The organism is Acinetobacter sp. 251-1 (assembly GCF_030329305.1).
Taxonomy (GTDB): Bacteria; Pseudomonadota; Gammaproteobacteria; order Pseudomonadales; family Moraxellaceae; genus Acinetobacter; species Acinetobacter piscicola_A.
The window spans coordinates 23,182-45,666 of record NZ_JACANS010000003.1; the positions used below are offsets into that span (position 1 = coordinate 23,182).

The window sequence follows — 22,485 nt, forward strand, 5'->3', positions numbered from 1 at the left end:
AAAGCCCTGTCATGTATACAGGGCTTTTTTTATAATAGAGAAAATTAATCCTCTTGTTCAGTACCAACACGTTGTCTAAATTTCTGACCCGCACGGAAAGTCACAACACGGCGTGCAGAAATTGGAATCTCTTCCCCAGTTTTTGGATTACGACCAGGGCGCTGACGTTTGTCACGCAATTCAAAATTACCAAATCCTGAAAGTTTCACTTGTTCGCCAGCAATCAATGCTTGGCTAATTTCATCAAAGAATAACTCAACCATTTGTTTTGCTTCACGACGATTTAAACTCGTAAGCTCACTTAAATGATCAGCCATTTCTGCTTTTGTTAATGCTGTCATGAGGCCCTCAATGTCGCTTCATAAGTGTCTTGCAACACTTGTATAATGTTGTCCATACCAGATTTTATTTCAGCATCTTCAAGTGTACGCGTTGCATGTTGCCATAATAATGCAAATGCTAGAGAGCGCTTGCCTTCTGCCACACCTTGACCTGTGTACACATCGAATAACCAAGTTGAGTCTAAGAGCTCACCACCCGTTTTTTCGATAAGTTGCTGAATTTCACTGACATTAATCTTATCACTAATTAAAACAGCAATATCACGTCTAACCGATGGAAATCGTGATAATTCTGTAAAATTAGATACATAAGTTTGCAAAACAACCAATTGATCGAGTTCTGCAACCCAAGTTGTTGCCAAATCTAGTTCATTTTCCAATGATGGATGTAAACGACCTAAATAACCAATCGATTTTCCAGCAACTAATATTTCAGCAGATTGTCCAGGATGCAACCATTCGCGCTCAGAACGCACATATTCAACCTGTACACGCGCAGCAGCAAGTAATTCCTCTACTTCACCTTTAAAGTCAAAGAAATCCATTGCTTGTGGTTTACCATGCCATGATTCAGCTTGTTTAGCACCTGTGGCAATCATTGCCAATGTAGGAATCTGTTTAAGATCATCAATACCTTGTGCATCTTGATAATCAAAACGTAAGCCTAACTCAAAGAAACGCACACGGCTTTGTTGACGATTCACATTGTATTGTACACATGGAATCAAACTCGACAACAAAGTTGAACGCATAACAGCAAGATCACTTGAAATCGGGTTTGCTAAAGCCAAAGGATTTACTTGTGAATTCAACTGTTTTTCAAGTTTTAAATCTGCAAAGCTAAAGCTAATCGCTTCTTGGTAACCTAAAGTCACCAAAGTTTGACGTAATTGTGGCAATTCAAATTGATCTTGATGTTTCGCTAATTTCACATCAATCACAGGCAGACTCATTTGAATATTGTCATAACCATGAATACGCGCTACTTCTTCGATTAAGTCTTGATAGATCACCATATCATAACGGTGCGATGGTGGTACAACCACCCACTCACCTTGCGCTTTTACAGTCACGTCACAACCTAAACGTTGCAATGCATCGGTAATAAAGTCAGAGGCAACGGTATAACCTAATAACTGATCCACTTGTGCCTGATTCAGTTCAATCGCTTCACGTTTTGGCAATAAATCCGCTTGTTCAGCTACAGTGATTGGACCAAATTCACCACCTGCGAGTTCTTGAATTAACTGTGATGCACGATGCATCGCAAGCATTGGCAATTCAAAATCTACACCACGTTCATAACGTTGTGATGCATCGGTATGTAAACCGAAACTACGGGCACGACCTGCAATATGAATAGGTTCAAAGAATGCTGATTCAAGGAAAATTTCAGTCGTTTCATCAGACACCGCTGAAGATAAACCACCCATGATGCCTGCAATTGCTAATGCTTTGGCATCATCTGCAATGACCATGACATTTTCAGAAAGCTCAACTTCTTGCTCATTTAACAATACGAGCTTTTCATTCGCAGTGGCTTGACGAACATGCACTGAACCTTGAACTTTCCCCCCATCAAAGGCATGTAAAGGTTGACCAAGTTCCATCAATACATAGTTGGTAATATCCACCAAGATGCTGTGCTGACGAATACCTGAACGAGCAAGCGCTTGTTCCATCCATGTAGGTGTAGGCGCTTTGGTATTGACATTTTTGATCACACGACCTAAATAACGTGGGCAACCTTCGGTTGTCACTACAACTTGCTTCTGATCTGCAATCGTTGCCGCAACTTCTTTAATTTCGGGTGCGGTTACAGCAAGTTGATTAATCACCCCAATTTCACGCGCAATACCACGGATACTAAAACAGTCACCACGGTTTGGGGTGATACTGATATCAATGACATTATCATCTAAATTTAAATATTCACGGATATTCGTACCAACTGGTGCATCATCAGGAAGTTCTAACAGACCATCAATTTTATCTTCAAGATCAATTTCCGAAGCACCACACAACATGCCTTGTGATTCGATACCACGCAGTTTGCCTTTCTTAATTTTGAAATCGCCGGGAAGCACTGCGCCAATCGTTGCAACAGGTGCTTTCATGCCTGCACGTACGTTTGGTGCACCACATACAATTTGTAATGGCTCACCTGAACCAATATTGACTGTAGTTACACGCAAACGGTCGGCATCGGGATGTTGTTCAACTGTCAGTACTTCACCCACAACCACACCTGTAAATGCTTTAGCCGCAGGTGTTAAATCATCGATCTCAAGACCCAACATGGTGAGTTGGTCAGATAAAGTTTCGCTATCAATAGCAGGGTTTACCCACGTGCGTAGCCAATTTTCGCTAATTTTCATTTCAAAAAACCTATTATTTCTAAATTTCCAATCCCTCTTCAACTTCGCTTTTTAGCAGCGAAGGCCCCTTCATCTCATGTTAAAGAACACCCCTCTCCTTTCAGGAGAGGTTAGGGAGAGGTATAAATTTGTTAAGCAAATTGGCGTAAGAAACGCACATCATTTTGATAGAACATACGTAAGTCATTGATGCCATAACGTAACATCGCAAAACGCTCTACCCCTAAACCAAAAGCAAAACCTTTATATTTCTCAGGATCAATGCCCGCAGCTTGTAGTACATTTGGATGCACCATACCGCAACCTAAAACTTCAAGCCATTTGCCACGTTCATCCATAATATCTACTTCAGCACTTGGCTCTGTAAATGGGAAATAAGAAGGGCGGAAACGTACTTTTAAATCTTTTTCAAAGAATTCATTTAAAAGATTCACCAATAAACCTTTTAGTTCAGCAAAGCTGGTATTTTCTGCAACGTATAAACCTTCGATTTGATGAAACATCGGTGAATGAGTTTGATCCGAGTCACAACGATAAACACGACCCGGGCAAACGATACGAATCGGTGGTTGTTGCGTTTCCATAGTACGAATTTGTACACCTGATGTGTGTGTACGTAGCAAATGTGTCGCATCAAAATAGAACGTATCATGCATCGCACGCGCAGGATGATGTCCCGGAATGTTTAATGCTTCAAAGTTATGGTAGTCATCTTCTACTTCAGGACCCGTCGCAACCGTAAATCCAGCTTTAGTAAAGAATTGACAAATACGCTCTTGAACTTGCGTCACAGGATGAATGCTACCAATAGTTTGCCCACGACCTGGCAAAGTAATATCAATCGTTTCACTTGCAAGCTTTTGTTCTAGTGCTGCTTTTTGTAATGCTGCTTGACGCTCAGTTAAGGCAGCGTTGATTGCTTCACGTACCGCATGAATTTGCGCACCAAAAGCTTTACGCTCTTCGGGATCCATTTTACCCAACGACTTAGATTGTTCCGCAAGCTGGCTTTTTTTCCCTGTAAATTGCACTCGCACTTGGTCGAGTGTAGCAAGGTCTTGAGCTGCTGCAATCGCAGCGAGCGCTTCAGTGGTCAGGGCTTCCAGTGACATAGTAACTCTCAAAGCAACAATTTAGAAAATAATATAACTGCATATTCTAACAGTTTTTATGCAGATGGATGAAGCTTCATAAACAGGAAAATCAAATTAGTATTTTTAAGTATAAAAAGTATAAGATAATCAGAATTTCATAAGAATGATGTCACCGAGATCAAGAACACATGGCACTTGACCCAATTTGGAAGCAACAACTCACGCTTGTCACTTATGGCAACGAATTTTTGTCCCAAGATTTAAGCTTTAATCAATGGGTCAATCACGCTATTTTTAATCAACACCGTCTGTATTTTCGAGATTTACTCAATCAACATTTATTGGCACAACATTTTCAAATATGGCTAGAAGGCTTAAAAAGACAAGGGGTTTATCGCCTTAGCTTACATAGCTCAAGCCTACTCAATGACGAAAAAAATCCAAATGCGAATGTAGAGCTCTTAGCAACGCCACACTTTATTATTAGTCATCATAAGCAACAGCATACAGCTTGGATTTTAGGTAAAGAATTGGCTGAATGGTACACTGCGGACAATGATTATGAAGTGCCGACAGCCCAACACAATAGTACCCGTCAGGAAACATTTTGGCGTTTTGAACTCAGCACAAAATATAATAAACCCATTGAGCAAGATTTAGCACAGCCGAATTGGGATGATATTCAGGTGTACACGGACAACGAGCTCTTTAATAGTAAATATGCACAAGGTTTTATTGAACCAAGTACAGTAACACTCCCTTATTTAGGTTTGAGTAAAGCTCAGTCTGCTCAAGAAAATACCAACAATCTTGCCTTATTTCCAAGTGCCTACTCAGCAGATTATGCACATGAAACGTTACATCGCTTAGAAGCTTTATCGACTTTTATTCAAAATAAAATGCAATATTCTTCAAATGATTTAGAACAAGAAATGAGTCCAGAAGAGCGAATGAATTTACGTCATTTTTCACAGAAACTTGATAATTTATACAGCAAATTTATTACCAAAGTTGCCAACCATTATCAATCAGCACGTTTAACGCCGAAACAAGCACCATCACCGTTTGAGGCAACAGGCACTGAAAATAAACAGCAACGTTTTAGTCAAAATTCGGAGTCCAAAGTTGGTAAATCAGGAGTTATGACTTTAATTGTCATGACTATTTTGATTTGTATCGCAGCATATTATTTTGGCTTGTAAATTTGCATTTTCAATAAAATCAAACCTTGTGAGCAAGCAGCATTAAAGTTGCTTCCTCACTTCCATCAATGCAAAACCTAACAGATTTAAACCTTTCCATTGCAATGGTTTTTCAGCATTTTTATCATCCGCAGCTAAACCAATGCCCCAAATTTTATCGACAGGCGATGCTTCGACCAACACACGATTTCCTGTGTCCAATAAATACTTTTTCAATTCCGCATTTTGCGAAAACTTCGCTAAATTACCTTGCACCACAATATCAAAACGATGCTTTAGCCATACATCTTCCTGATAATTTTTGACTTTTCGTCCCAAAGCTTTGGCTTCATTAGGATGATTTGCCTGAATAATGTTTTGAAAAATCTCTTCGTCCGCAAACAACCGCGCTTTTTGCGCCATCATAAAATGTTCAGCCGTTTTATATTCGATTCCATCGACCTGAAAAGCCGCAGGATACCATTGGCTAAAACAGCTTTTATCCACAAGATCTTGTTGCTTGGGCGTATGCCCCCAAAAGCAAAGATATTTAAAGTTTTTTCCCTTTCTAAGGTCTTCTTGTAAATCTGTTAAATAGCGTTGATCTGACATATTATTATCCACTCTTGAGAAGATTCCACTGATAAAAAACTTCTGAAATTCCCTCACCATACTCAGGAATCGTTTGTTCATCTACCTAAATACCACCCATTTTTTCATAAAAATAGCGGCTTAAATTTTTATTCAAAACACCTAATCGTAAAATAGAATATTGATCTGGCTGTAAAGATTGATAGAACTGCTCAAACATAGCACGACCAATACCTTGCCCATGGATTCTTTTCAACAAATAAAATGCATGAATTTCTGCTATCGTTTGCTCAGGATTTAAATAACCATCTAAAAAACCGAAAATGACATCATCTTTCTCATACACCGTAATTCGATGCTGTTGATCAACAATTAACTTTTGCCAAAGTTGCTTACACCCCTCTGCACTTCGACTATCTAAAACTTCTTGTCTAATCATGCCTGTATAGGTCTCATGCCAACTATGTACATGATCTTGTGCAATCTGTTCAGCCTCATCAAGTGTTGCAACATGAAAAAAGTAGCAAAAAAGCTACTTTTAATCATCTAATTTTTATCAATTAGTTAATTGGTTTTAACACGATGGTAATTTTATGCTCATCTGCATGTTGATTAATATAATGATTAATTGAAGCAACTTCGCCTTCAACTTCTGCATCTGCCCCATAAACTATTTTTAAATATTCACCTTCTCTCGGTAAGACATCTAAGTTAACATCTATTGTCCCTTGATCTAAACCTTGAATTGCAACAAGCATATGAAGCTCCTGATTTTATTATCGTTCTAATGTATTTGATTCAACTTTAAACAACTAGAATATTCCTGTTGATATTGTGTATATCTTGAGCAGTTTTAATCTTCATCATATTCGAGATCATCTTCATTGATATTCATAAAGTCTGGCGGTGGTGTTTCTTTAAACTGTACCGCTTGAATCATTTTTTGATTCAATAATTGAGCTTTTGCGACTCGATGCATACCATCCATCACTCGTCTATCTGCACATAAAATAATGGGATAACTTAGATTGGCATCTTGAATCAATTGAATATGCTCAATGATTTGTTGTGTCGTTGGATGTGTATCTGGGATGCCAATACGCTTCGCTGAGTTCTTGAATATCTACTAACTCAATATTTTGAATAGGAAAATTTTAAATCAATTCAATGAGATGATGTACATCCCAAATCAGCGTGTCTTCACCAACTTGGCAGAAATGATATTGTTTTCTCATTATTTTTTACGCATGCTATTACACAATCAAAAAGCATAATAACAGGAAAAAACACATGTATTTGGAAAGGGCTTATCGCCAAGTCGCTTTAGTGAGTTATGGCAATGAATTTTTGAGCGGCTCTGTCGATTCCGAAATTTTAGATCGCCATCCACTCCTTTTTACTCATTTTCCGATTTTACGTGATCTAGACACAGGGACTTTATTGGCTGGCTCAGGCTCACATCTACTCAATCATCTTAAAACTCAAGGGCTTTTTAAAATCAGCTTACATCTTGCTGCAGATGTATTAGAAGATATTACCGAATCTAAAATATTCGATCTAAAAACCACTGAAAATGACTTTTGTATTGTCTGTCATTTTCCAAACCAAATCTTTAAAGTTTTGATCTATGCTGAGGAAGAGCCACTTTGGCAAGAATATGATGAAAATGGATTTCCACAGCAATCAAACTATAATAATTATCATGACAGTGTTGAAAACTACGTCTTAATGGATATATCTCATGATTATTCAGACAAAATTTTAGCAGATCTACAAGCTTTCTCATGGCAATCTTTTTATGATGATTATCAAAACTCCATCTACGCCTTTGAGATTTCCAAACGTTATGGAACCTTTCCTGTTCCATTAACAGAAAGTAATTGTTATGAAGGTAATTATTATCAAAAACAAGAACAGTTTCCTTTATTACCTTTTAGCTTAAAACGCAATTATGCCAGTAATTTAATCATCAATGCTGCCGCACTCACGCATGCTTTTCATGTTGAATCTCATGCTAAAAATGAATATGCAGCATATTGGCATATGTCTGAAAATGAAAGAAAAGAGTTTTCAAAAGCATCCCAGACCTTAGATGAGCTTTTCCCAATTTTGTTAAAGCATAGTGCTAATCACCATCAAGAGGCTGTACTCAATTCACAAACACAGCGATTTACACCCTTGATTACACCACCCACAATCATAGCAAAATCACAAGATGATTCAGCTCACGATTCAAATATAACGAACACTGAACATATCGCGTTAGATGAAACACCGTCTGCATTTCACTGGGTTGGACTCATCAAGTTTTTATGGTTTATGTTGTGGTGTTATTGTGCTCTATGGACATTGGCATATTTCACAGTACATTGGGGGAATATTTTCATTATTATCATTGCGTTATTTTATGCATTATACAAAGCCCTTAAAATAAAAGATGATCAATCAATATAAAATCAATCCATAAAAAAGACCGCAAAATAGCGGTCTTTTTCAATCATCAATGATGATTATGCAGCCAATGCACCTTTCGCTTTTTCAGCTAAAGCAGCAAATGCAACTGCGTCATGCATAGCGATGTCAGCAAGTACGCGACGGTCGATGATCACTTGCGCTTTTTTCAAGCCAGAAATCATACGGCTGTACGATAAACCATTTTGACGTGCGCCCGCATTGATACGTGCAATCCACAAAGCGCGGAATTGACGTTTCTTTTGACGACGGTCACGGTAAGCGTATTGACCTGCTTTGATTACCGCTTGGAACGCTACACGATAAACACGTGAACGCGCGCCATAGTAACCTTTAGCACGAGCAAGAATTTTTTTATGACGGCGATGAGCCTGTACACCACGTTTTACACGAGCCATTTATAATCTCCTTAGATGTATGGGCACATACGACGAACTGAATTCATGTCACTTACGTGAACCATGACACAACCGCGCAATTGACGAATACGTTTAGCAGATTTTTTGGTCAAAATGTGGCGTTTGAACGCTTGTTTACGCTTGAAACCGTTAGCAGTCGCTTTGAAACGCTTAGCTGCACCACGGCGAGTTTTTAACTTAGCCATAACAACCTCTTTAAACACCTGTTCGGCATGTTCGCACCATTGCGAGACAACCTGCAGGTAAGGGAGGCAATATTCTAAATCATCTGCGTATAAAACAAAAGCAATAACTTTTAAATTTAACTTTAAAACAGATGCAATGGCATGTACGCTTAAAATGATATTTCTAACCTAAACAATAAATACTTCAAAAAAATTTCCTTATAATCATCACATCATGATAATTTTGGAACATTATGAACCCTGCACAGGATGCATTCGCAGCGCTCCGCTACCGAGATTTCTCTATCGTCACCATTAACCAATTTTGTTTAACTTTAGCGATTTTGATTCAGGAAATTATTGTTGCTTATTCTTTATATCAAATTACCAAAGATCCCCTAACACTTGGTTTAATTGGTTTAGCTGAAGCAATTCCTTTCATCGCGCTTTCATTATGGGGTGGTTATTTCGCGGATAAATTCAACAAACAAATCATTATGAAAATTTGTTTATTTTTCGCCTTTCCTCTTCCACTGGTTTTATGGTGGTTATTTCATAGCTATGATCATGGGCATATCGGGATTCAGACATTATCATGGGGAATTTATGCCGTTATTTTTGGATTAGGTACAATTCGTGGTTTTTACAATCCCTCTGCAACATCGCTAAAGCCATTTCTCATTCCACGTGAGTTATATGCCAATGGTGCAACATGGACAACAATTGGTTGGCAAAGTGGCGTCATTATCGGTCCAATGCTCGGTGGTTTTATGTTGGCATGGCTCGGACGAGAAACCAGTTTATTATCGGTTGCTGTTTTACTGTTTATTTGCTTTTTCCTGATTTCACTTCTTAAAAAGCGCATTTTTCCTACGATGGAAAAAGATAATTTATGGGATAGTTTAAGTGAAGGTTTCCGTTTTATCTGGAAAACTAAAATCGTATTGTGGGCGATTTCACTTGATCTCGTATCTGTATTGTTCGGTGGTGTGATTGCTCTACTCCCGATATTTGCTGAAGATATTTTAAAAGTTGGTCCTGAAGGTTTAGGTTATTTACGTGCTGCTCCGTCTATTGGTGCACTTATCACCATGATTGCCCTCACTAAATTTCCACCGACACATCATGCATGGCGCAATATGTTACTTGCAGTCGCTGGTTTTGGTGTATTCACGCTTGTTTTTGCATTTTCAAATACACTTTGGCTTTCTCTTTTTGCTTTAGCCATGACGGGTGCATGTGACAGTATCTCAGTCGTCGTACGTCAAACTATTTTACAAGTGTATCCACCTGAAAATATGCGTGGTCGTGTTGCTGCGGTAAATGGCATGTTTGTATCCAGCAGTAATGAACTGGGTGCTTTTGAGTCAGGTCTTGCAGCCAAATATATGGGAACGATTGCTGCTACTGTTTTTGGTGGTTGTATGACGATGGTTGTCGTTGCGATCAGTTGGGCAAAAACACAGGACTTATTCAAAGTCGATATTACCCAAGGTCATGATGATTTAAGAAAATAAACAGATATATTTTAAAGGGTAAATATTCATTTTGCCCTTTTTTATGGATGATTTATACTCCATTTTTCTCATTATTTTTACAATTTAAGATTTATTTTATGAAAATTAAAACTTTGATTTTACTGAGCAGTATTTTATGTGGCTATTCCTATGCCGATATCAATCTAAATAACAGCCCCAAAGAGGTTAAAGTACAACCTAGCGGCATTAGTTGGCTTAGAACTCCAAATATTGAATTTGAAGACACTGATCTAAAAGGTAAATCTCGTCAATTGCTTGCACATTTATATGTAAATGAGATAGGCAAAGTGACTCAAGTCGAAATCATCAAAAGTACAGGCTTAGATCGTTTGGATCGAAAAATAAGTTCATCCTTAAAAAGTGCAAGATTTAAGCCGTATATAGAGAATGGTCAAGCCTCTTCATTCATTGCTGAAATACCTATTAATCTGAATACTAACTCTCCAAGTAGTATTTCACCTGAATGCAAAATAAAACTTCATTCAAATGCTTATGATGCTCAACACAAAGGCGAAAAAACCTCATTTAAATATGAACAAACTTTGCGATCTATCTACTTAGACAGAAATCTGTTCACTAAAACCAGTCCATCTATCTCCGTATCATTCACGATGAAAAAAAATACGATAACCCATCCAGAGATTAAAGAGATAGAAAGCTCTGGTAATCGATATATCGATGAACAAATCAAACAAATCATCTCCAATACCGCAGTTCAATCTAAAAAATCATGGTTTCCATTTTTTAAAATGACTGCTACAGATCAAATTCGTCTCGATAGCAGTGATTGTGAAAATGATTAAGCAATTAAAATAATCCTATATACAACAGGTAGATAAAAATATATCTGCCTGTCTTTGCTAGCGTGACAATCAATAAAAATCGCCAAAAACTTTCTTTCAGCAATCCAGCAATTAAAGTAATTGGATCTCCAATAATCGGCATCCAACTGAGAAATAACGACCAAAACCCATATTTTTGATAAGTCTTTTCGGCTTTTAACATATTCTGTTCAGTTACAGGAAACCATTTTTTATGTTTAAATTGCTCTATTTTTAAACCCAAGTACCAATTTATACACGAACCTAATATATTCCCTATAGATGCAATTAAAACCAATCCAAAAACTGAATATTTCTCTTGAGCTAATAAGCCAACTAACACTGCTTCAGACTGTAAAGGAAGTAAAGTCGCTGCACCAAACGCAGATAAAAACAGTAAAAAATATGCCATAAAATCAATCAAGATCCATGATCTAACCTATAAGCCTAGTGATTTTTTAGTTTTTAAATATTGAACATTTGCAGCAATAATTGCCACAATTATCACCACTATACGCGCCCAAGAATAACGCTGAGCAATCGGATCAATCAGGGCACGTAATGCCGATCTATCTTGCACTTTCACATCAGGTAATAAATTTTGAATATGAACCACTTCCACAACATACAACACTGAACATAGGGCGATCCCCATAATTATGCACCAATAAATTTTAGGATTTTTTTCTAAAATAAGGGTGAGATTTAAAAAGAATGCTTTCATCGTTCATATCCAACATTAAAAAACCACCGTAGCAGGTGGTTCAGCAGTGTAGCATATTCTGGTTTTAGACTTTGATCGATAATGCACGCTGTACTGCGGGACGTGCCGTCATACGTTCTACATACGCTTTCACATAAGGATAATCATCTAAATTAATTTGTTGCCACTCATGACGTAAGATCCAAGGTAAGATCGCCATATCAGCAATTGAATATTCTCCTGCGACAAATTTTTGCCCAATTAATTGCTTGTTTAAAACTGAATATAAGCGTTGCGTTTCACTCACAAAACGATCTATAGCATAAGGCACTTGCTCTTTAGCAAAACGACTAAAATGATGGTTCTGTCCTAACATTGGACCAAACCCGCCCATTTGCCACATCAACCATTGCTCTACTTCAACACGATCCTGTTCGTTTTCAGGATAATATAATCCTGTTTTACGACCTAAATATTGTAAAATTGCACCTGATTCAAAAACTGAAATCGCCTCACCATTTGGTCCATTTTGATCAACAATCGCAGGAATTTTATTATTTGGCGAAATACGTAAAAAATCAGGTTGAAATTGATCATTTTCCAAAATATTAATTGGAAAAATTTGATAATCTAAGCCCATTTCCTCAAGTGCAATGGTTATTTTATGTCCATTGGGTGTTCCCCAATAATAAAGATCAATCATTTTAAAATTATTCTCCATACACCGTAGATGGTGGCTCTTTACACACCTTAATAGATTTAAAAAGAAACAACAAGTTTTGCAAATTAAAAATAATTTCCTATAATTATCATATATATAAAAAGTTTATTTAAAAAAATAGATATTTTACTTGAATTTTTTAAACTCAAACACATATTAATTATTGTGTTAGAAATGACGATTTTTAACATTCTGTCGATGTTTATACATGGCAGGTTTAATTTTATCTTCTTATTTTTAAAACTTTGCTGACCTCAGGAGGTTCTAATCATGAGTAATCTAAATCTTCATCCTTTATTTCGTCGTAGCATTGGATTTGACCGTTTAAATGATTTTATTGACTACGCCATGCAAAGTGATGCACCCAACTACCCTCCATATAACATAGAGAAATCTGGTGAAAACCGTTATCGCATTGTGGTGGCTACCGCAGGTTTTAGCCTAGAGGAATTAGGACTGAGTCTAGAAAATCAGTTACTTACCATTTCAGGTAAACCTGAGGCTGTTCAGAAAGAAACAACTGAATATCTGCATAAAGGAATCGCGCGTCGTGCCTTTAAATTGTCTTTACGCTTAGATGAACATATTGAAGTTCAACAAGCTGATTATGAGAATGGTTTATTGATCATTGACTTGGAACGAATCATACCAGAAGAAAAACTTCCACGCGAAATCCCAATTGGTAAGAAAAAACTTTTACTTGATCAGCCTGAATCTACAGACAAAACTGTAAGTATTGAGTAATTATGCTTTAAATCAAAAAAGCCCTGCTATTCGAGCAGGGCTTTTTTGATCATTGGATGATTACTTTTTCTTTTTAGGACCAAGTAACATACCCATTTGACGACCTTCCATTTTTGGTGCTTGTTCAACAACACCACTTTCAGCCACATCAGCCTCAATTTTTTGTAATTGAGCCAAACCTAACTGTTGGTGAGCCATTTCACGACCACGGAAACGTAGAGTAATTTTGACTTTGTTGCCTTCTTCAAGGAATTTCAGAATAGCACGCAACTTAACGTTGTAATCACCAACATCTGTACCAGGACGCAATTTGATTTCTTTAACTTGCACTTGATGCTGTTTCTTCTTAGCATCTTTTTGCTTTTGCTTTAAATCAAATAAATGCTTGTTAAAGTCCATGATTTTACAAACAGGCGGTTCTGCATTTGCCACAATCTCAACAAGGTCAAGATCTGCGTCTTCAGCAGCACGCAACGCTTCTGCAAGCGTCACAATGCCTTTTTGTTCTCCATCTGCAGCAACGAGACGGACTTCTTTTGCCTTAATCTCGTCGTTTAATGCAGGACGATTGCTTTTAGCACCTTGTTGTTGGTTACGGTCAGGCTGTTTAATCTTTCTTACTCCACAATATACCGGCCACGTTCGGCAACGGCTGCTTTCACTAAGTCAACAAATGCATCAATTGACATAGTCCCTAAATTTTTTCCAGAACGGGTACGAACATTAACCGTACCTTCTTCCACTTCACGGTCCCCAAGTACCAATAAGTATGGAATACGCTCTAATGTACGCTCACGAATCTTAAAGCCGATTTTCTCATTTCTCAAGTCTGAAATCGCTCGAATGCCATTTTCTTTGAGTTTTGCAACTACATTTTCACATGCTGCTGCTTGAGAATCGGTAATATTCATCACACATGCTTGGACTGGTGCCAACCATGGTGGCATAAAGCCTGCGTAGTGTTCAATAAGTATACCAATAAAACGTTCAAAACTGCCAAGAATTGCACGGTGTAACATCACAGGATGGTCACGATCGTTATCTTCTGTTACATATGAGGCATCTAAACGTAACGGCAAGTTAAAGTCACACTGAATTGTACCGCATTGCCAGATCCGACCTAAGCAGTCTTTCAATGAAAATTCAATCTTAGGACCATAGAAGGCACCCTCACCTGGCTGTTCCTCCCAATCTAGACCTGCTTCGTCTAAAGCATCTGCTAAAGATTTTTCTGCAACATCCCAAAGCTCATCTGCACCTACACGTTTTTCAGGACGAGTAGACAATTTCATTTGAACTTCTTCAAAGCCGAAGTCTTTATACACATCTAAAGTAAGTTTAATAAAGTCTGCAACTTCTTTACCAATTTGTTCAGTGGTACAGAAGATATGTGCATCATCTTGGGTAAAGCCACGTACACGCATAATGCCGTGTAATGAACCTGATGGTTCGTTACGGTGACATGAACCGAACTCTGCCAAACGAATTGGAAGATCACGGTAAGATTTCAAACCTTGGTTGAAAACTTGCACATGACATGGGCAGTTCATTGGTTTTACAGCATAGTTACGACTTTCTGAATGCGTCGTAAACATGTTTTCAGCATAGTTAGCAGCGTGACCCGATTTTTCCCAAAGTGTAAAGTCTACAATTTGCGGCGTTTTAATTTCTTGATAACCATTGTCTTGTTGAATTTTACGCATGTACTGTTCAAGTACTTGGTAAATCGTCCAACCATTGGCATGCCAGAACACCATACCAGGCGCTTCTTCTTGCATATGGAACAAGTCTAAAGCTTTCCCAATTTTACGATGGTCACGTTTTTCAGCTTCTTCAATACGCTTGATGTAAGCAGCTAATTCTTTTTTGTCCGCCCAAGCTGTACCATAAATACGCTGAAGCTGTTCATTCTTCGCATCACCACGCCAGTATGCACCTGACATTTTAGTGAGCTTGAATGATTTTAAAAACTTAGTATTGGGCACGTGTGGACCACGACACATGTCAACGTATTCTTGATGATAGTACAAGCCCATTTGAGTTTCGTCAGGCATATCATCAATTAATCGTAATTTATAATCTTCACCACGCTCAGTAAAGATTTTGATAACCTCTGCACGAGGGGTCATTTTTTTAATGACATCATAATCTTCATCGATCAGCTTTTTCATGCGTGCTTCGATGGCAGCCATATCTTCTGGTGTAAATGGCTTTGAACTAAAGATGTCATAATAAAAACCATCTTCAATCACAGGGCCAATCACCATTTTGGCTTCTGGGAAAAGTTGTTTTACCGCATGTCCCACCAAGTGCGCACATGAGTGACGAATGATTTCTACACCTTCTGGATTTTTAGGTGTAATAATTTCAAGTGTGGCATCTTCGGTAATGAAATCACTTGCATCCACTAAACGACCATTGACTTTACCTGCGACTGTATTTTTAGCAAGTCCAGGTCCAATACTTTGTGCAACTTCCATGACAGAAACGGCTTGGTCAAAAGTTTTTTGATCGCCATTTGGCAATGTGATAATAGGCATAAGAAAAAATCCTTAAGGAGTGATGCCCCGTACAATAGAGCATATCACCGCGAGATTATGATCGAGCGAAGCTCAAAAGATAAAATCGGTGGAACAAATAAAAAGTGCGGATAATTTTACACCTTAAATGATGATTGATAAACCTCTTAACGCAGATATAACGCGTTGGTCTATTTTTTTTGAAACAAATGACTAAAAATAAAAATACAGTGATATGTTTATCACTTTAAAGAAAAACTAGAGTTTCAAATCTCCATCTAAGACTAAAAAAGGCAAATGATGAAAAAGCTCAACAAGAAAATTAAACTTATAAGTACAAGTGTTGTTATATCTATGGCATTGAGTGCATGTGGAGGTGGAAGTTCTAATGATGGAAATTCTGCTGCCACTAATCCAACCCATCCCACAACACCGACCAATCCAACTACACCCACTACCCCAACAAATATTGAATGTGTCAATGGTATTCCTAAGAATTTAAAGACAACGGGTTCAGGTTTCTTTAGTGAAGAAATTTTTTCATTAGAAAGAGAAAGTAATCTCGTTTTTTATTCAAATACACTCCACAATGGTGTCATCTATCAAAACTTAACTCACTTTCTTAAAAACTCACCTACATCCATCAGTACTGATTATATAGATCAATATCGTCTAACACCCTCAAAATTAGACACGAGTTTCAAACAAACGCTGACGAGTAGTGGTTTTCCACTCGGTTATGTCATTTCTCAAAATGGAAATTCAACTGTATTAAATCAATTTAGTGATGAATGTACAATTCAAGCCGAAACTCAAGTTAAATCCCATGCGATACAAATTGATATTTCAGGTAAAACAGTTGCTGATTTATTTAAGTATTATGATTACCCTAATTCAGGAAATGCTCAACGATATATCAGCTCTAATATTGTAAACTTTCTCAAATATCATGATAAAAAATTACTAAATTCACTATTATTAGATCAAACTAAATTTCCTGCGGGATCAAAAATTGGCTACATTGATCAAACAATTTTAAATGCTCCCAATATTACATTTAATGACAGTAACTTAACCAATTACAAAACAATAGAAGAATTTATAGCAAATACAAAAATCCCTAAAGGTTATGTTTGGAAAACAGACCAATTTGCAGGATATCAAGTTGCTTATCCAGTGAGTAGTTCGACAGGAATAGGATATCCATTTACTCAAAACTACACAGCTGTAAGATTAAACGGTAAGATCTATTCAGCAGCCTATTTCCCTGCTGGAGATTTAATTAAAATGCAAATGGATCCATCAGAAAAAAATGTGGATATGTCTGAAACTTACTTTAATAAAACAGCCATGATGACATTGGCAAATGCATTAAACAAAGTGCTTTGATAGAACTTTGTTTTTAAAAAACCGCCATTACGGCGGTTTTTTAATGTTATTTTTAAGGTGTAGTAGTCACTTTATTTTAAATAGTCATGTTAAAAATAAAATGTAAATTTAGACAAATACTCGACTAAAGAATAAATGATTTATAATCAAGATATGCATATCTTTTAGACATGGAAATTAAAACAAATATGAAATGGAGTTAAAAAATATGATCAGTGCATACGATGAATTACCACGCACACCTGCGAACTTTGTCGCATTATCACCTTTACGCTATTTAGAGCGTGCTGCGTACATCTATCCACATCAGGATGCGATCGTACATGGTGCACGACATATTTCTTGGCGTGAAACGTATACACGTTGCCGTCAGTTTGCGCATCAATTACAAAATTTAGGCATTCAAAAGAATGATACTGTTTCGGTATTATTACCTAATATTCCAGCAATGATTGAGGCACACTTTGCAGTTCCTATGGCAGGTGCAGTACTCAACACCTTAAATACTCGTCTAGATGCAAAGACCATTGCCTTCATGCTTGAACATGCTGAAACCAAAGTCCTTTTGGTTGATCCTGAATTTGCAGCACTTGCACAAGAAGCAATCGGACTCATAGATCAGGAAATCTATATCATTGACGTGGCAGATGCAGAATACGAAGCCAATGATACCACTCCACGTATCGGTCAGGTCGAATATGAGGACTGGCTCAAAGCAGGTGACGAAAATTTTGAATGGCATCTACCACAAGATGAATGGGATGCCATCAGTTTAAACTACACCTCAGGTACGACAGGCAATCCGAAAGGTGTGGTTTATCATCATCGTGGTGCTTATATTAATGCAGCAAGTAATATCATTGCCTGCGGCATGACCCCACGTTGTAAATATTTATGGACATTACCCCTCTTTCACTGCAATGGTTGGTGTTTTGCGTGGACAGTAGCGGCAAATGGCGGTACCAATATTTGTTTGCGTAAAATCGACCCAGAATTGATTTATAAATTGATTGATCAATACAAAGTCGATTATTTTTGTGGCGCACCAATTGTACTGTCGATGCTCATTAACACACCAAAAGATAAGCAAATCAAATTTAATCATCGTGTTGAAGTGATGGTGGCAGGCGCTGCCCCACCTGCGGCAATCATTGAAGGCATGCATCATATTGGGGTACAAGTGAACCATGTGTATGGTTTAACTGAAACCTATGGTCCATCTGCACTATGTGCCTCACAAGCAGGTTGGAGTGAGCTTTCAATCAGTGAGCAAGCACAGCTACATTCGCGTCAAGGCGTACCTTATCCATTGCAAGATGGTATGCGTGTGCTTGACCCTGACACCATGCAACCTGTGCCTAACGATGGTACCACCATGGGCGAAATTATGTTCCGTGGCAATATTGTGATGAAAGGCTATTTAAAAAATCCACAAGCAACAGAAGAAGCCTTTAAAGGGGGATGGTTCCATACAGGTGACCTCGCAGTTTGCCAACCTGATGGTTATGCCAAGATTATGGATCGTTCCAAAGACATCATCATTTCAGGAGGTGAGAATATTTCATCGTTAGAAGTGGAAGAAGTCCTTTATACCCATCCAGCCATCATGACGGCTGCTGTAGTGGCAAAACCTGATCCACGTTGGCAAGAAGTACCATGTGCCTTTATTGAGTTGAAACAAGGTGCACAAACCACACCAGAAGAAGTGATCGAGTTCTGTAAGCAGCATTTAGCTCGTTTTAAAGTGCCAAAAGATGTAGTGATTGGTGAAATTCCAAAAACCTCTACAGGTAAATTACAAAAATTTATCTTACGTGATTGGGCAAAAGAGCGTTCTGTAGGTGAGTTTAGCTAATCCTGTAAACAATCCTCTCCTTTTCAGGAGAGGGTTAGGCAGAGCCAAAATAAACGCATAAAAATGATGGATCAATGTGAATTCTGATAATCTCAAACAAGTATGGATAGCCCAAACAGTAAAAAACGACCTACAAAAGGTCGTTTTTTATCATCAAACTTAAGTAAATCAAATTACTTTGCTCGACCTTGTTCAGACAATAGCGCCACTTGTTGAACATAGTTTAAAAACTTCTGTTTAGATTCAGCTAACTCTTCTTCAGTTGCTTGCAATGACTTATCACGATGAATACGAAGCACATGTTGACGCAATGAATGACTTTCTGCGGCATTATAAGATTTACAAAATTCTTTAATGGCAGGATCACGCTGCTCAATCATACGTTCAACCCAACGATCCAATTGTGCAAGTTTTTTTGCACCTTGTTTCGGAGTCAAGTAAGATAAAATCATTGCTTCATCTTCATTACGCAATAATTTACCAATACGCTGAAATTGACGGCGGCGTGCTTCAAATGATGTGATTAATTGCACATCAAGCAAAGCTTCGATCAAACGTTCTTCAACAGGCAAGGCTTCGATTTGTTTTTTCGACAATTCAGCCAATTGCTCACCCAAAGCAGCCATACGTTGTACAGCTCTTTTCTGTTCTGATTTACTTGCACGTCCTTCTAAAGACTCAAAATCGTCTTCAGTAAAACGTTGCGGACGACGTGCCACGATTATTCTGCCTCGTAAAATTTAGCTGCGAATAGTGCTTGAACTTCAGACAAAGCTTTTTCTTCATCTGCACCGTCAATCACTAGACGTAAAGTGGTTCCCTTACCTGCACCAAGCATAAGTAAAGAAAGGATATTCTTTGCATCAACCAATTTATCATCTTTACCAATCTGAATCGATGAACGAAATTTGGTCGTCACTTCAATGAGTTTTCCAGATGCTCGCGCATGTAACCCTAATTTATTAATTACGTCAACAGTTGTGTCAATCATGACCAGTGCTTCATTTCTCTATGTAATACTTGAATCGTCCATTTCGACTGTAACGCTGTTTTCAACCGATCAACGATATAAACCGAACGGTGCTGTCCACCCGTACAACCAATAGACACCGTAATATAATGTCGATGTCCTTCCGCAAATGCAGGCAACCACTTATTTAAAAATTGGTAAATATCGTTATACATGTCATTGGCTTGTGGACTTTCTTCTAAAAAAACTTTCACAGGTTCATCCAAACCTGAAAATTTTCGCAGCTCTAAATCCCAATGCGGATTAGGCAAATGGCGGACATCAAAAACAAAGTCGGCATCTAAAGGAATACCGTATTTATAACCAAATGACTGTAAAATCAAAATCAGTTTATCTGAATGCCCCAACTTGGACAATAATATATCTTTTAAATCGTGTACGCTTTTATCTGATGTATCTATATGCACTGTGGCACGTAATTGAATTGGCAGTAATAAATTTTTTTCTTCTTGAATACACTCATTTAAACTTTTAAAACGTGTAGACAAGGGATGTGGTCTACGTGATGCACTAAATCGTGAAATCAGCTCTTGATCACGTGTCGTAAGATAAATCACATCGACTTCACCATGCTTTTGTAGCATTTGAAAAACATGGTCGAAACCTTGTAAATCAGCACGTGTACTACGGACATCAACCCCTAGAGCCAATTGCTCTAGATTGTTTTCTTTGTCTAATTTTTCTACAATTTCAGGCAGCAATGCCAAAGGTAAATTATCAATACAGTAATAGCCCAAATCTTCTAAAACCTGCAATGCAGAGGATTTTCCTGATCCAGATTGTCCTGTCACGATAAGTATACGCTTCATGGCATGGCGACCCTAATTTATTGTTTTAAGTAGAATGTTTAACCTGTAAGTTATCAATCAAACGGGTTTTTCCTAATTTTGCAGCAACAAACAATACTATATCTTGATCAAATTGACCAATTTTTTGCAACGTTGGCGTACGTGCTTCCACGTAATCTACTTCAAAACCTGCCTCAGTGAGTGTTTGACGAATATTCGTTAACACAACATCTAATTCAAGCCCATCATGCAGTTGCTTTTCAGCTGCTTGCAAAGTTGCATAAATGGTCGGTGCAGTTGCACGATCTTGCTCAGATAAATAACCATTACGAGAACTTAATGCCAAACCATCTTCTGCACGCGCAATAGGCACAGCAATGACTTCTATTGGCATACTTAAATCTTGAACTAACTGCTTAATCACTGCTAATTGCTGATAATCTTTTTGCCCAAAAAATGCAAAATTAGGTTGCACAATATTAAACAGTTTAGTCACAACAACGGCAACACCATCAAAATGTCCCGGACGTTGTAAACCGCATAAGTCATTGGTAATGTCACTCACGCTGATATTGGTCAAACGCGGTTGTTTGCCATACATTTGCTCTACAGAAGGTGCAAATACAATATCACATCCAACTTCAGCCAAAAGATGACTGTCGTGCTCTAAGGTGCGAGGATAATTATCAAAATCTTCATTTGGACCAAACTGAATCGGGTTCACAAAAATACTGACCACCACTACATCACACAATTTTCGTGCAGCACGCACAAGGTTCAAATGCCCCTCATGCAAATTCCCCATCGTGGGGATAAAACCTATGATTTTACGTGCTGATCGAGCAGGACTTAACGATGCAGATAATCCTTGTATGGTAGTTTCAGTTTTCATGTTTATAGCTCGACTTGGAAAGTATGTTCAGCTGCAGGGAACGATTGATCTTGTACAGCAGCATGGTAAGCTTTAAAAGCATCCAAAATTGCGGTTTCCCCTGCTTGTTCTTTCATAAAATTACGGACAAATCGTGCTACACGACCAAAGGTTAAACCTAACATGTCTTGTACCACCAACACTTGTCCATCCGTTTCTTTACCTGCACCAATGCCGATGACAGGAACTTCAGGGAATAATTCAGAAATTTCTTGCCCCAACTGTGCAGGCACACATTCAAGCAATAAAATTGCTGCGCCTGCCGCAACCACCGCTTTACAATCTGCAATAAGCTGATCTGCTGCTGCACGGGTTTTTGCTTGTAATTTATAGCCACCAAACACATGTACAGACTGTGGTGTTAAACCTAAATGCACACAGACAGGAATACCATTGCGCGTCAAAGTTCGCACAGTTTCAGCTAACCACGCACCACCTTCGATTTTGACCATTTGTGCGCCAGCTTGCATCACTGTTTTTGAGTTGACCAACGCATCATTAAGCGTTGCATAACTCATAAAAGGTAAATCACACATGATAAAAGAATGCTGATTACCACGGCGTACCACAGCAGTATGATAAGCCATATCTGCAACAGTGACAGGCAAAGTTGAATCATGCCCTTGAATGGTCATACCTAAAGAATCACCGATTAAAATACTATCAATCTCAGCAATTTGCATTGCTTTTGCCATGCTTGCATCATAGCAAGTTAAGCATGAAAATTTACGTCCTTGCGTTTTAAATTTGCGTAAATCACTTAGACTAATCATGATGATAATCCTCTCATTCAGAGTTCCTTAGCG

25 protein-coding genes and 1 pseudogene are annotated in these 22,485 nt (G+C 38.1%); 7 read left to right on the forward strand and 19 right to left on the reverse strand.

Features of this window, described 5'->3' with window-relative positions; all coding sequences use genetic code 11:
* Positions 1–44 precede the first annotated feature (44 nt).
* The 3 genes from HX129_RS02670 to pheS all read right to left on the reverse strand — a co-directional run bounded on the left by HX129_RS02670 (position 45) and on the right by pheS (position 3,831).
* The gene (locus HX129_RS02670; protein ID WP_004723042.1) at positions 45–341 is read right to left on the reverse strand and encodes an integration host factor subunit alpha; all 297 of its coding nucleotides are present in this window, start codon (positions 339–341) and stop codon (positions 45–47) included.
* Entirely contained in the window at positions 338–2,719 is a 2,382-nt protein-coding gene (pheT, locus tag HX129_RS02675; RefSeq protein ID WP_286433719.1) for a phenylalanine--tRNA ligase subunit beta, read from the reverse strand. Before pheT ends, HX129_RS02670 begins: the two co-directional genes overlap by 4 nt.
* A gap of 131 nt (positions 2,720–2,850) precedes the next feature.
* Positions 2,851–3,831: a phenylalanine--tRNA ligase subunit alpha gene (gene pheS, locus HX129_RS02680; RefSeq protein ID WP_130072000.1), complete on the reverse strand. Its 981-nt coding sequence runs from the start codon at positions 3,829–3,831 to the stop codon at positions 2,851–2,853.
* Positions 3,832–4,001: 170 nt separating this feature from the next.
* On the opposite strand from pheS, the gene HX129_RS02685 reads away from it, so the two are divergent.
* Positions 4,002–5,015, forward strand: coding sequence for a hypothetical protein (locus tag HX129_RS02685; RefSeq protein ID WP_286433716.1), 1,014 nt, complete (start codon positions 4,002–4,004; stop codon positions 5,013–5,015).
* Between the two features lie 42 nt (positions 5,016–5,057).
* On the opposite strand, the gene ybiA is transcribed toward HX129_RS02685, so the two are convergent.
* The 4 genes and pseudogenes from ybiA to HX129_RS02705 form a co-directional block, all read right to left on the reverse strand.
* Entirely contained in the window at positions 5,058–5,606 is a 549-nt protein-coding gene (gene ybiA / locus HX129_RS02690; protein ID WP_130072002.1) for a riboflavin biosynthesis intermediates N-glycosidase, read from the reverse strand.
* A gap of 85 nt (positions 5,607–5,691) precedes the next feature.
* Complete coding sequence (locus HX129_RS02695; protein ID WP_286433712.1) at positions 5,692–6,024, reverse strand: GNAT family N-acetyltransferase; 333 nt, start codon at positions 6,022–6,024, stop codon at positions 5,692–5,694.
* Positions 6,025–6,145: 121 nt separating this feature from the next.
* Positions 6,146–6,343, reverse strand: a complete 198-nt coding sequence (locus tag HX129_RS02700) for a hypothetical protein (protein WP_130072003.1) — start codon at positions 6,341–6,343, stop codon at positions 6,146–6,148.
* Positions 6,344–6,438: 95 nt separating this feature from the next.
* Positions 6,439–6,820: pseudogene (locus HX129_RS02705) on the reverse strand (hypothetical protein).
* A 55-nt stretch (positions 6,821–6,875) separates the two neighbouring features.
* On the opposite strand from HX129_RS02705, the gene HX129_RS02710 reads away from it, so the two are divergent.
* Positions 6,876–8,039: a hypothetical protein gene (locus HX129_RS02710; protein ID WP_286433710.1), complete on the forward strand. Its 1,164-nt coding sequence runs from the start codon at positions 6,876–6,878 to the stop codon at positions 8,037–8,039.
* A 56-nt stretch (positions 8,040–8,095) separates the two neighbouring features.
* Here the strand turns inward: HX129_RS02710 and rplT are convergent, their stop codons facing one another.
* Together rplT and rpmI are read right to left on the reverse strand one after the other, a co-directional pair.
* Positions 8,096–8,455, reverse strand: coding sequence for a 50S ribosomal protein L20 (gene rplT, locus HX129_RS02715; RefSeq protein ID WP_120401613.1), 360 nt, complete (start codon positions 8,453–8,455; stop codon positions 8,096–8,098).
* Between the two features lie 11 nt (positions 8,456–8,466).
* Positions 8,467–8,661 (reverse strand): 50S ribosomal protein L35, encoded by a 195-nt coding sequence (rpmI, locus tag HX129_RS02720; protein ID WP_002054552.1) that lies wholly within the window; start codon positions 8,659–8,661, stop codon positions 8,467–8,469.
* A gap of 233 nt (positions 8,662–8,894) precedes the next feature.
* Here rpmI and HX129_RS02725 point away from each other — a divergent pair, with 233 nt between their 5' ends.
* Together HX129_RS02725 and HX129_RS02730 are read left to right on the forward strand one after the other, a co-directional pair.
* A complete protein-coding gene (locus HX129_RS02725) occupies positions 8,895–10,157 on the forward strand; it encodes an MFS transporter (protein WP_130072006.1) in 1,263 nt (420 codons plus the stop codon).
* A gap of 98 nt (positions 10,158–10,255) precedes the next feature.
* A complete protein-coding gene (locus tag HX129_RS02730; protein ID WP_286433707.1) occupies positions 10,256–10,981 on the forward strand; it encodes an energy transducer TonB in 726 nt (241 codons plus the stop codon).
* A gap of 4 nt (positions 10,982–10,985) precedes the next feature.
* Here HX129_RS02730 and HX129_RS02735 read toward each other — a convergent pair whose 3' ends face one another.
* The 3 genes from HX129_RS02735 to HX129_RS02745 form a co-directional block, all read right to left on the reverse strand.
* Entirely contained in the window at positions 10,986–11,411 is a 426-nt protein-coding gene (locus HX129_RS02735) for a YqaA family protein (RefSeq protein WP_130072008.1), read from the reverse strand.
* A 27-nt stretch (positions 11,412–11,438) separates the two neighbouring features.
* Positions 11,439–11,654: a hypothetical protein gene (locus tag HX129_RS02740; protein ID WP_353620003.1), complete on the reverse strand. Its 216-nt coding sequence runs from the start codon at positions 11,652–11,654 to the stop codon at positions 11,439–11,441.
* A gap of 133 nt (positions 11,655–11,787) precedes the next feature.
* Positions 11,788–12,405 carry a glutathione S-transferase N-terminal domain-containing protein gene (locus HX129_RS02745; protein ID WP_130072010.1) on the reverse strand — a complete coding sequence of 206 codons (618 nt, stop codon included), beginning with the start codon at positions 12,403–12,405 and terminating at the stop codon, positions 11,788–11,790.
* Between the two features lie 288 nt (positions 12,406–12,693).
* Here HX129_RS02745 and HX129_RS02750 point away from each other — a divergent pair, with 288 nt between their 5' ends.
* Positions 12,694–13,167 carry an Hsp20 family protein gene (locus HX129_RS02750; protein WP_130072011.1) on the forward strand — a complete coding sequence of 158 codons (474 nt, stop codon included), beginning with the start codon at positions 12,694–12,696 and terminating at the stop codon, positions 13,165–13,167.
* A gap of 60 nt (positions 13,168–13,227) precedes the next feature.
* Here the strand turns inward: HX129_RS02750 and infC are convergent, their stop codons facing one another.
* Both infC and thrS read right to left on the reverse strand, forming a co-directional pair.
* A complete protein-coding gene (gene infC / locus HX129_RS02755) occupies positions 13,228–13,779 on the reverse strand; it encodes a translation initiation factor IF-3 (protein WP_130072012.1) in 552 nt (183 codons plus the stop codon).
* Positions 13,780–13,784: 5 nt separating this feature from the next.
* Positions 13,785–15,707 (reverse strand): threonine--tRNA ligase, encoded by a 1,923-nt coding sequence (thrS, locus tag HX129_RS02760; RefSeq protein WP_130072013.1) that lies wholly within the window; start codon positions 15,705–15,707, stop codon positions 13,785–13,787.
* A gap of 279 nt (positions 15,708–15,986) precedes the next feature.
* Here thrS and HX129_RS02765 point away from each other — a divergent pair, with 279 nt between their 5' ends.
* A complete protein-coding gene (locus HX129_RS02765; protein WP_180045059.1) occupies positions 15,987–17,075 on the forward strand; it encodes a hypothetical protein in 1,089 nt (362 codons plus the stop codon).
* A gap of 208 nt (positions 17,076–17,283) precedes the next feature.
* The gene (locus HX129_RS02770; RefSeq protein ID WP_286433703.1) at positions 17,284–18,930 is read left to right on the forward strand and encodes an acyl-CoA synthetase; all 1,647 of its coding nucleotides are present in this window, start codon (positions 17,284–17,286) and stop codon (positions 18,928–18,930) included.
* A 173-nt stretch (positions 18,931–19,103) separates the two neighbouring features.
* Here HX129_RS02770 and yjgA read toward each other — a convergent pair whose 3' ends face one another.
* The 5 genes from yjgA to panB are packed head-to-tail and all read right to left on the reverse strand — an operon-like array spanning position 19,104 to position 22,452.
* Positions 19,104–19,649: a ribosome biogenesis factor YjgA gene (gene yjgA / locus HX129_RS02775; RefSeq protein WP_130072016.1), complete on the reverse strand. Its 546-nt coding sequence runs from the start codon at positions 19,647–19,649 to the stop codon at positions 19,104–19,106.
* Between the two features lie 2 nt (positions 19,650–19,651).
* Complete coding sequence (locus tag HX129_RS02780) at positions 19,652–19,921, reverse strand: HPr family phosphocarrier protein (RefSeq protein ID WP_130072017.1); 270 nt, start codon at positions 19,919–19,921, stop codon at positions 19,652–19,654.
* Positions 19,918–20,769 carry an RNase adapter RapZ gene (gene rapZ, locus HX129_RS02785; RefSeq protein ID WP_286433702.1) on the reverse strand — a complete coding sequence of 284 codons (852 nt, stop codon included), beginning with the start codon at positions 20,767–20,769 and terminating at the stop codon, positions 19,918–19,920. The genes HX129_RS02780 and rapZ overlap by 4 nt, the downstream gene beginning before the upstream one ends.
* 25 nt (positions 20,770–20,794) lie before the next feature.
* A complete protein-coding gene (gene panC / locus HX129_RS02790; protein ID WP_286433701.1) occupies positions 20,795–21,640 on the reverse strand; it encodes a pantoate--beta-alanine ligase in 846 nt (281 codons plus the stop codon).
* Positions 21,641–21,642: 2 nt separating this feature from the next.
* A complete protein-coding gene (gene panB, locus HX129_RS02795) occupies positions 21,643–22,452 on the reverse strand; it encodes a 3-methyl-2-oxobutanoate hydroxymethyltransferase (protein ID WP_286433699.1) in 810 nt (269 codons plus the stop codon).
* Positions 22,453–22,485: the final 33 nt, after the last annotated feature.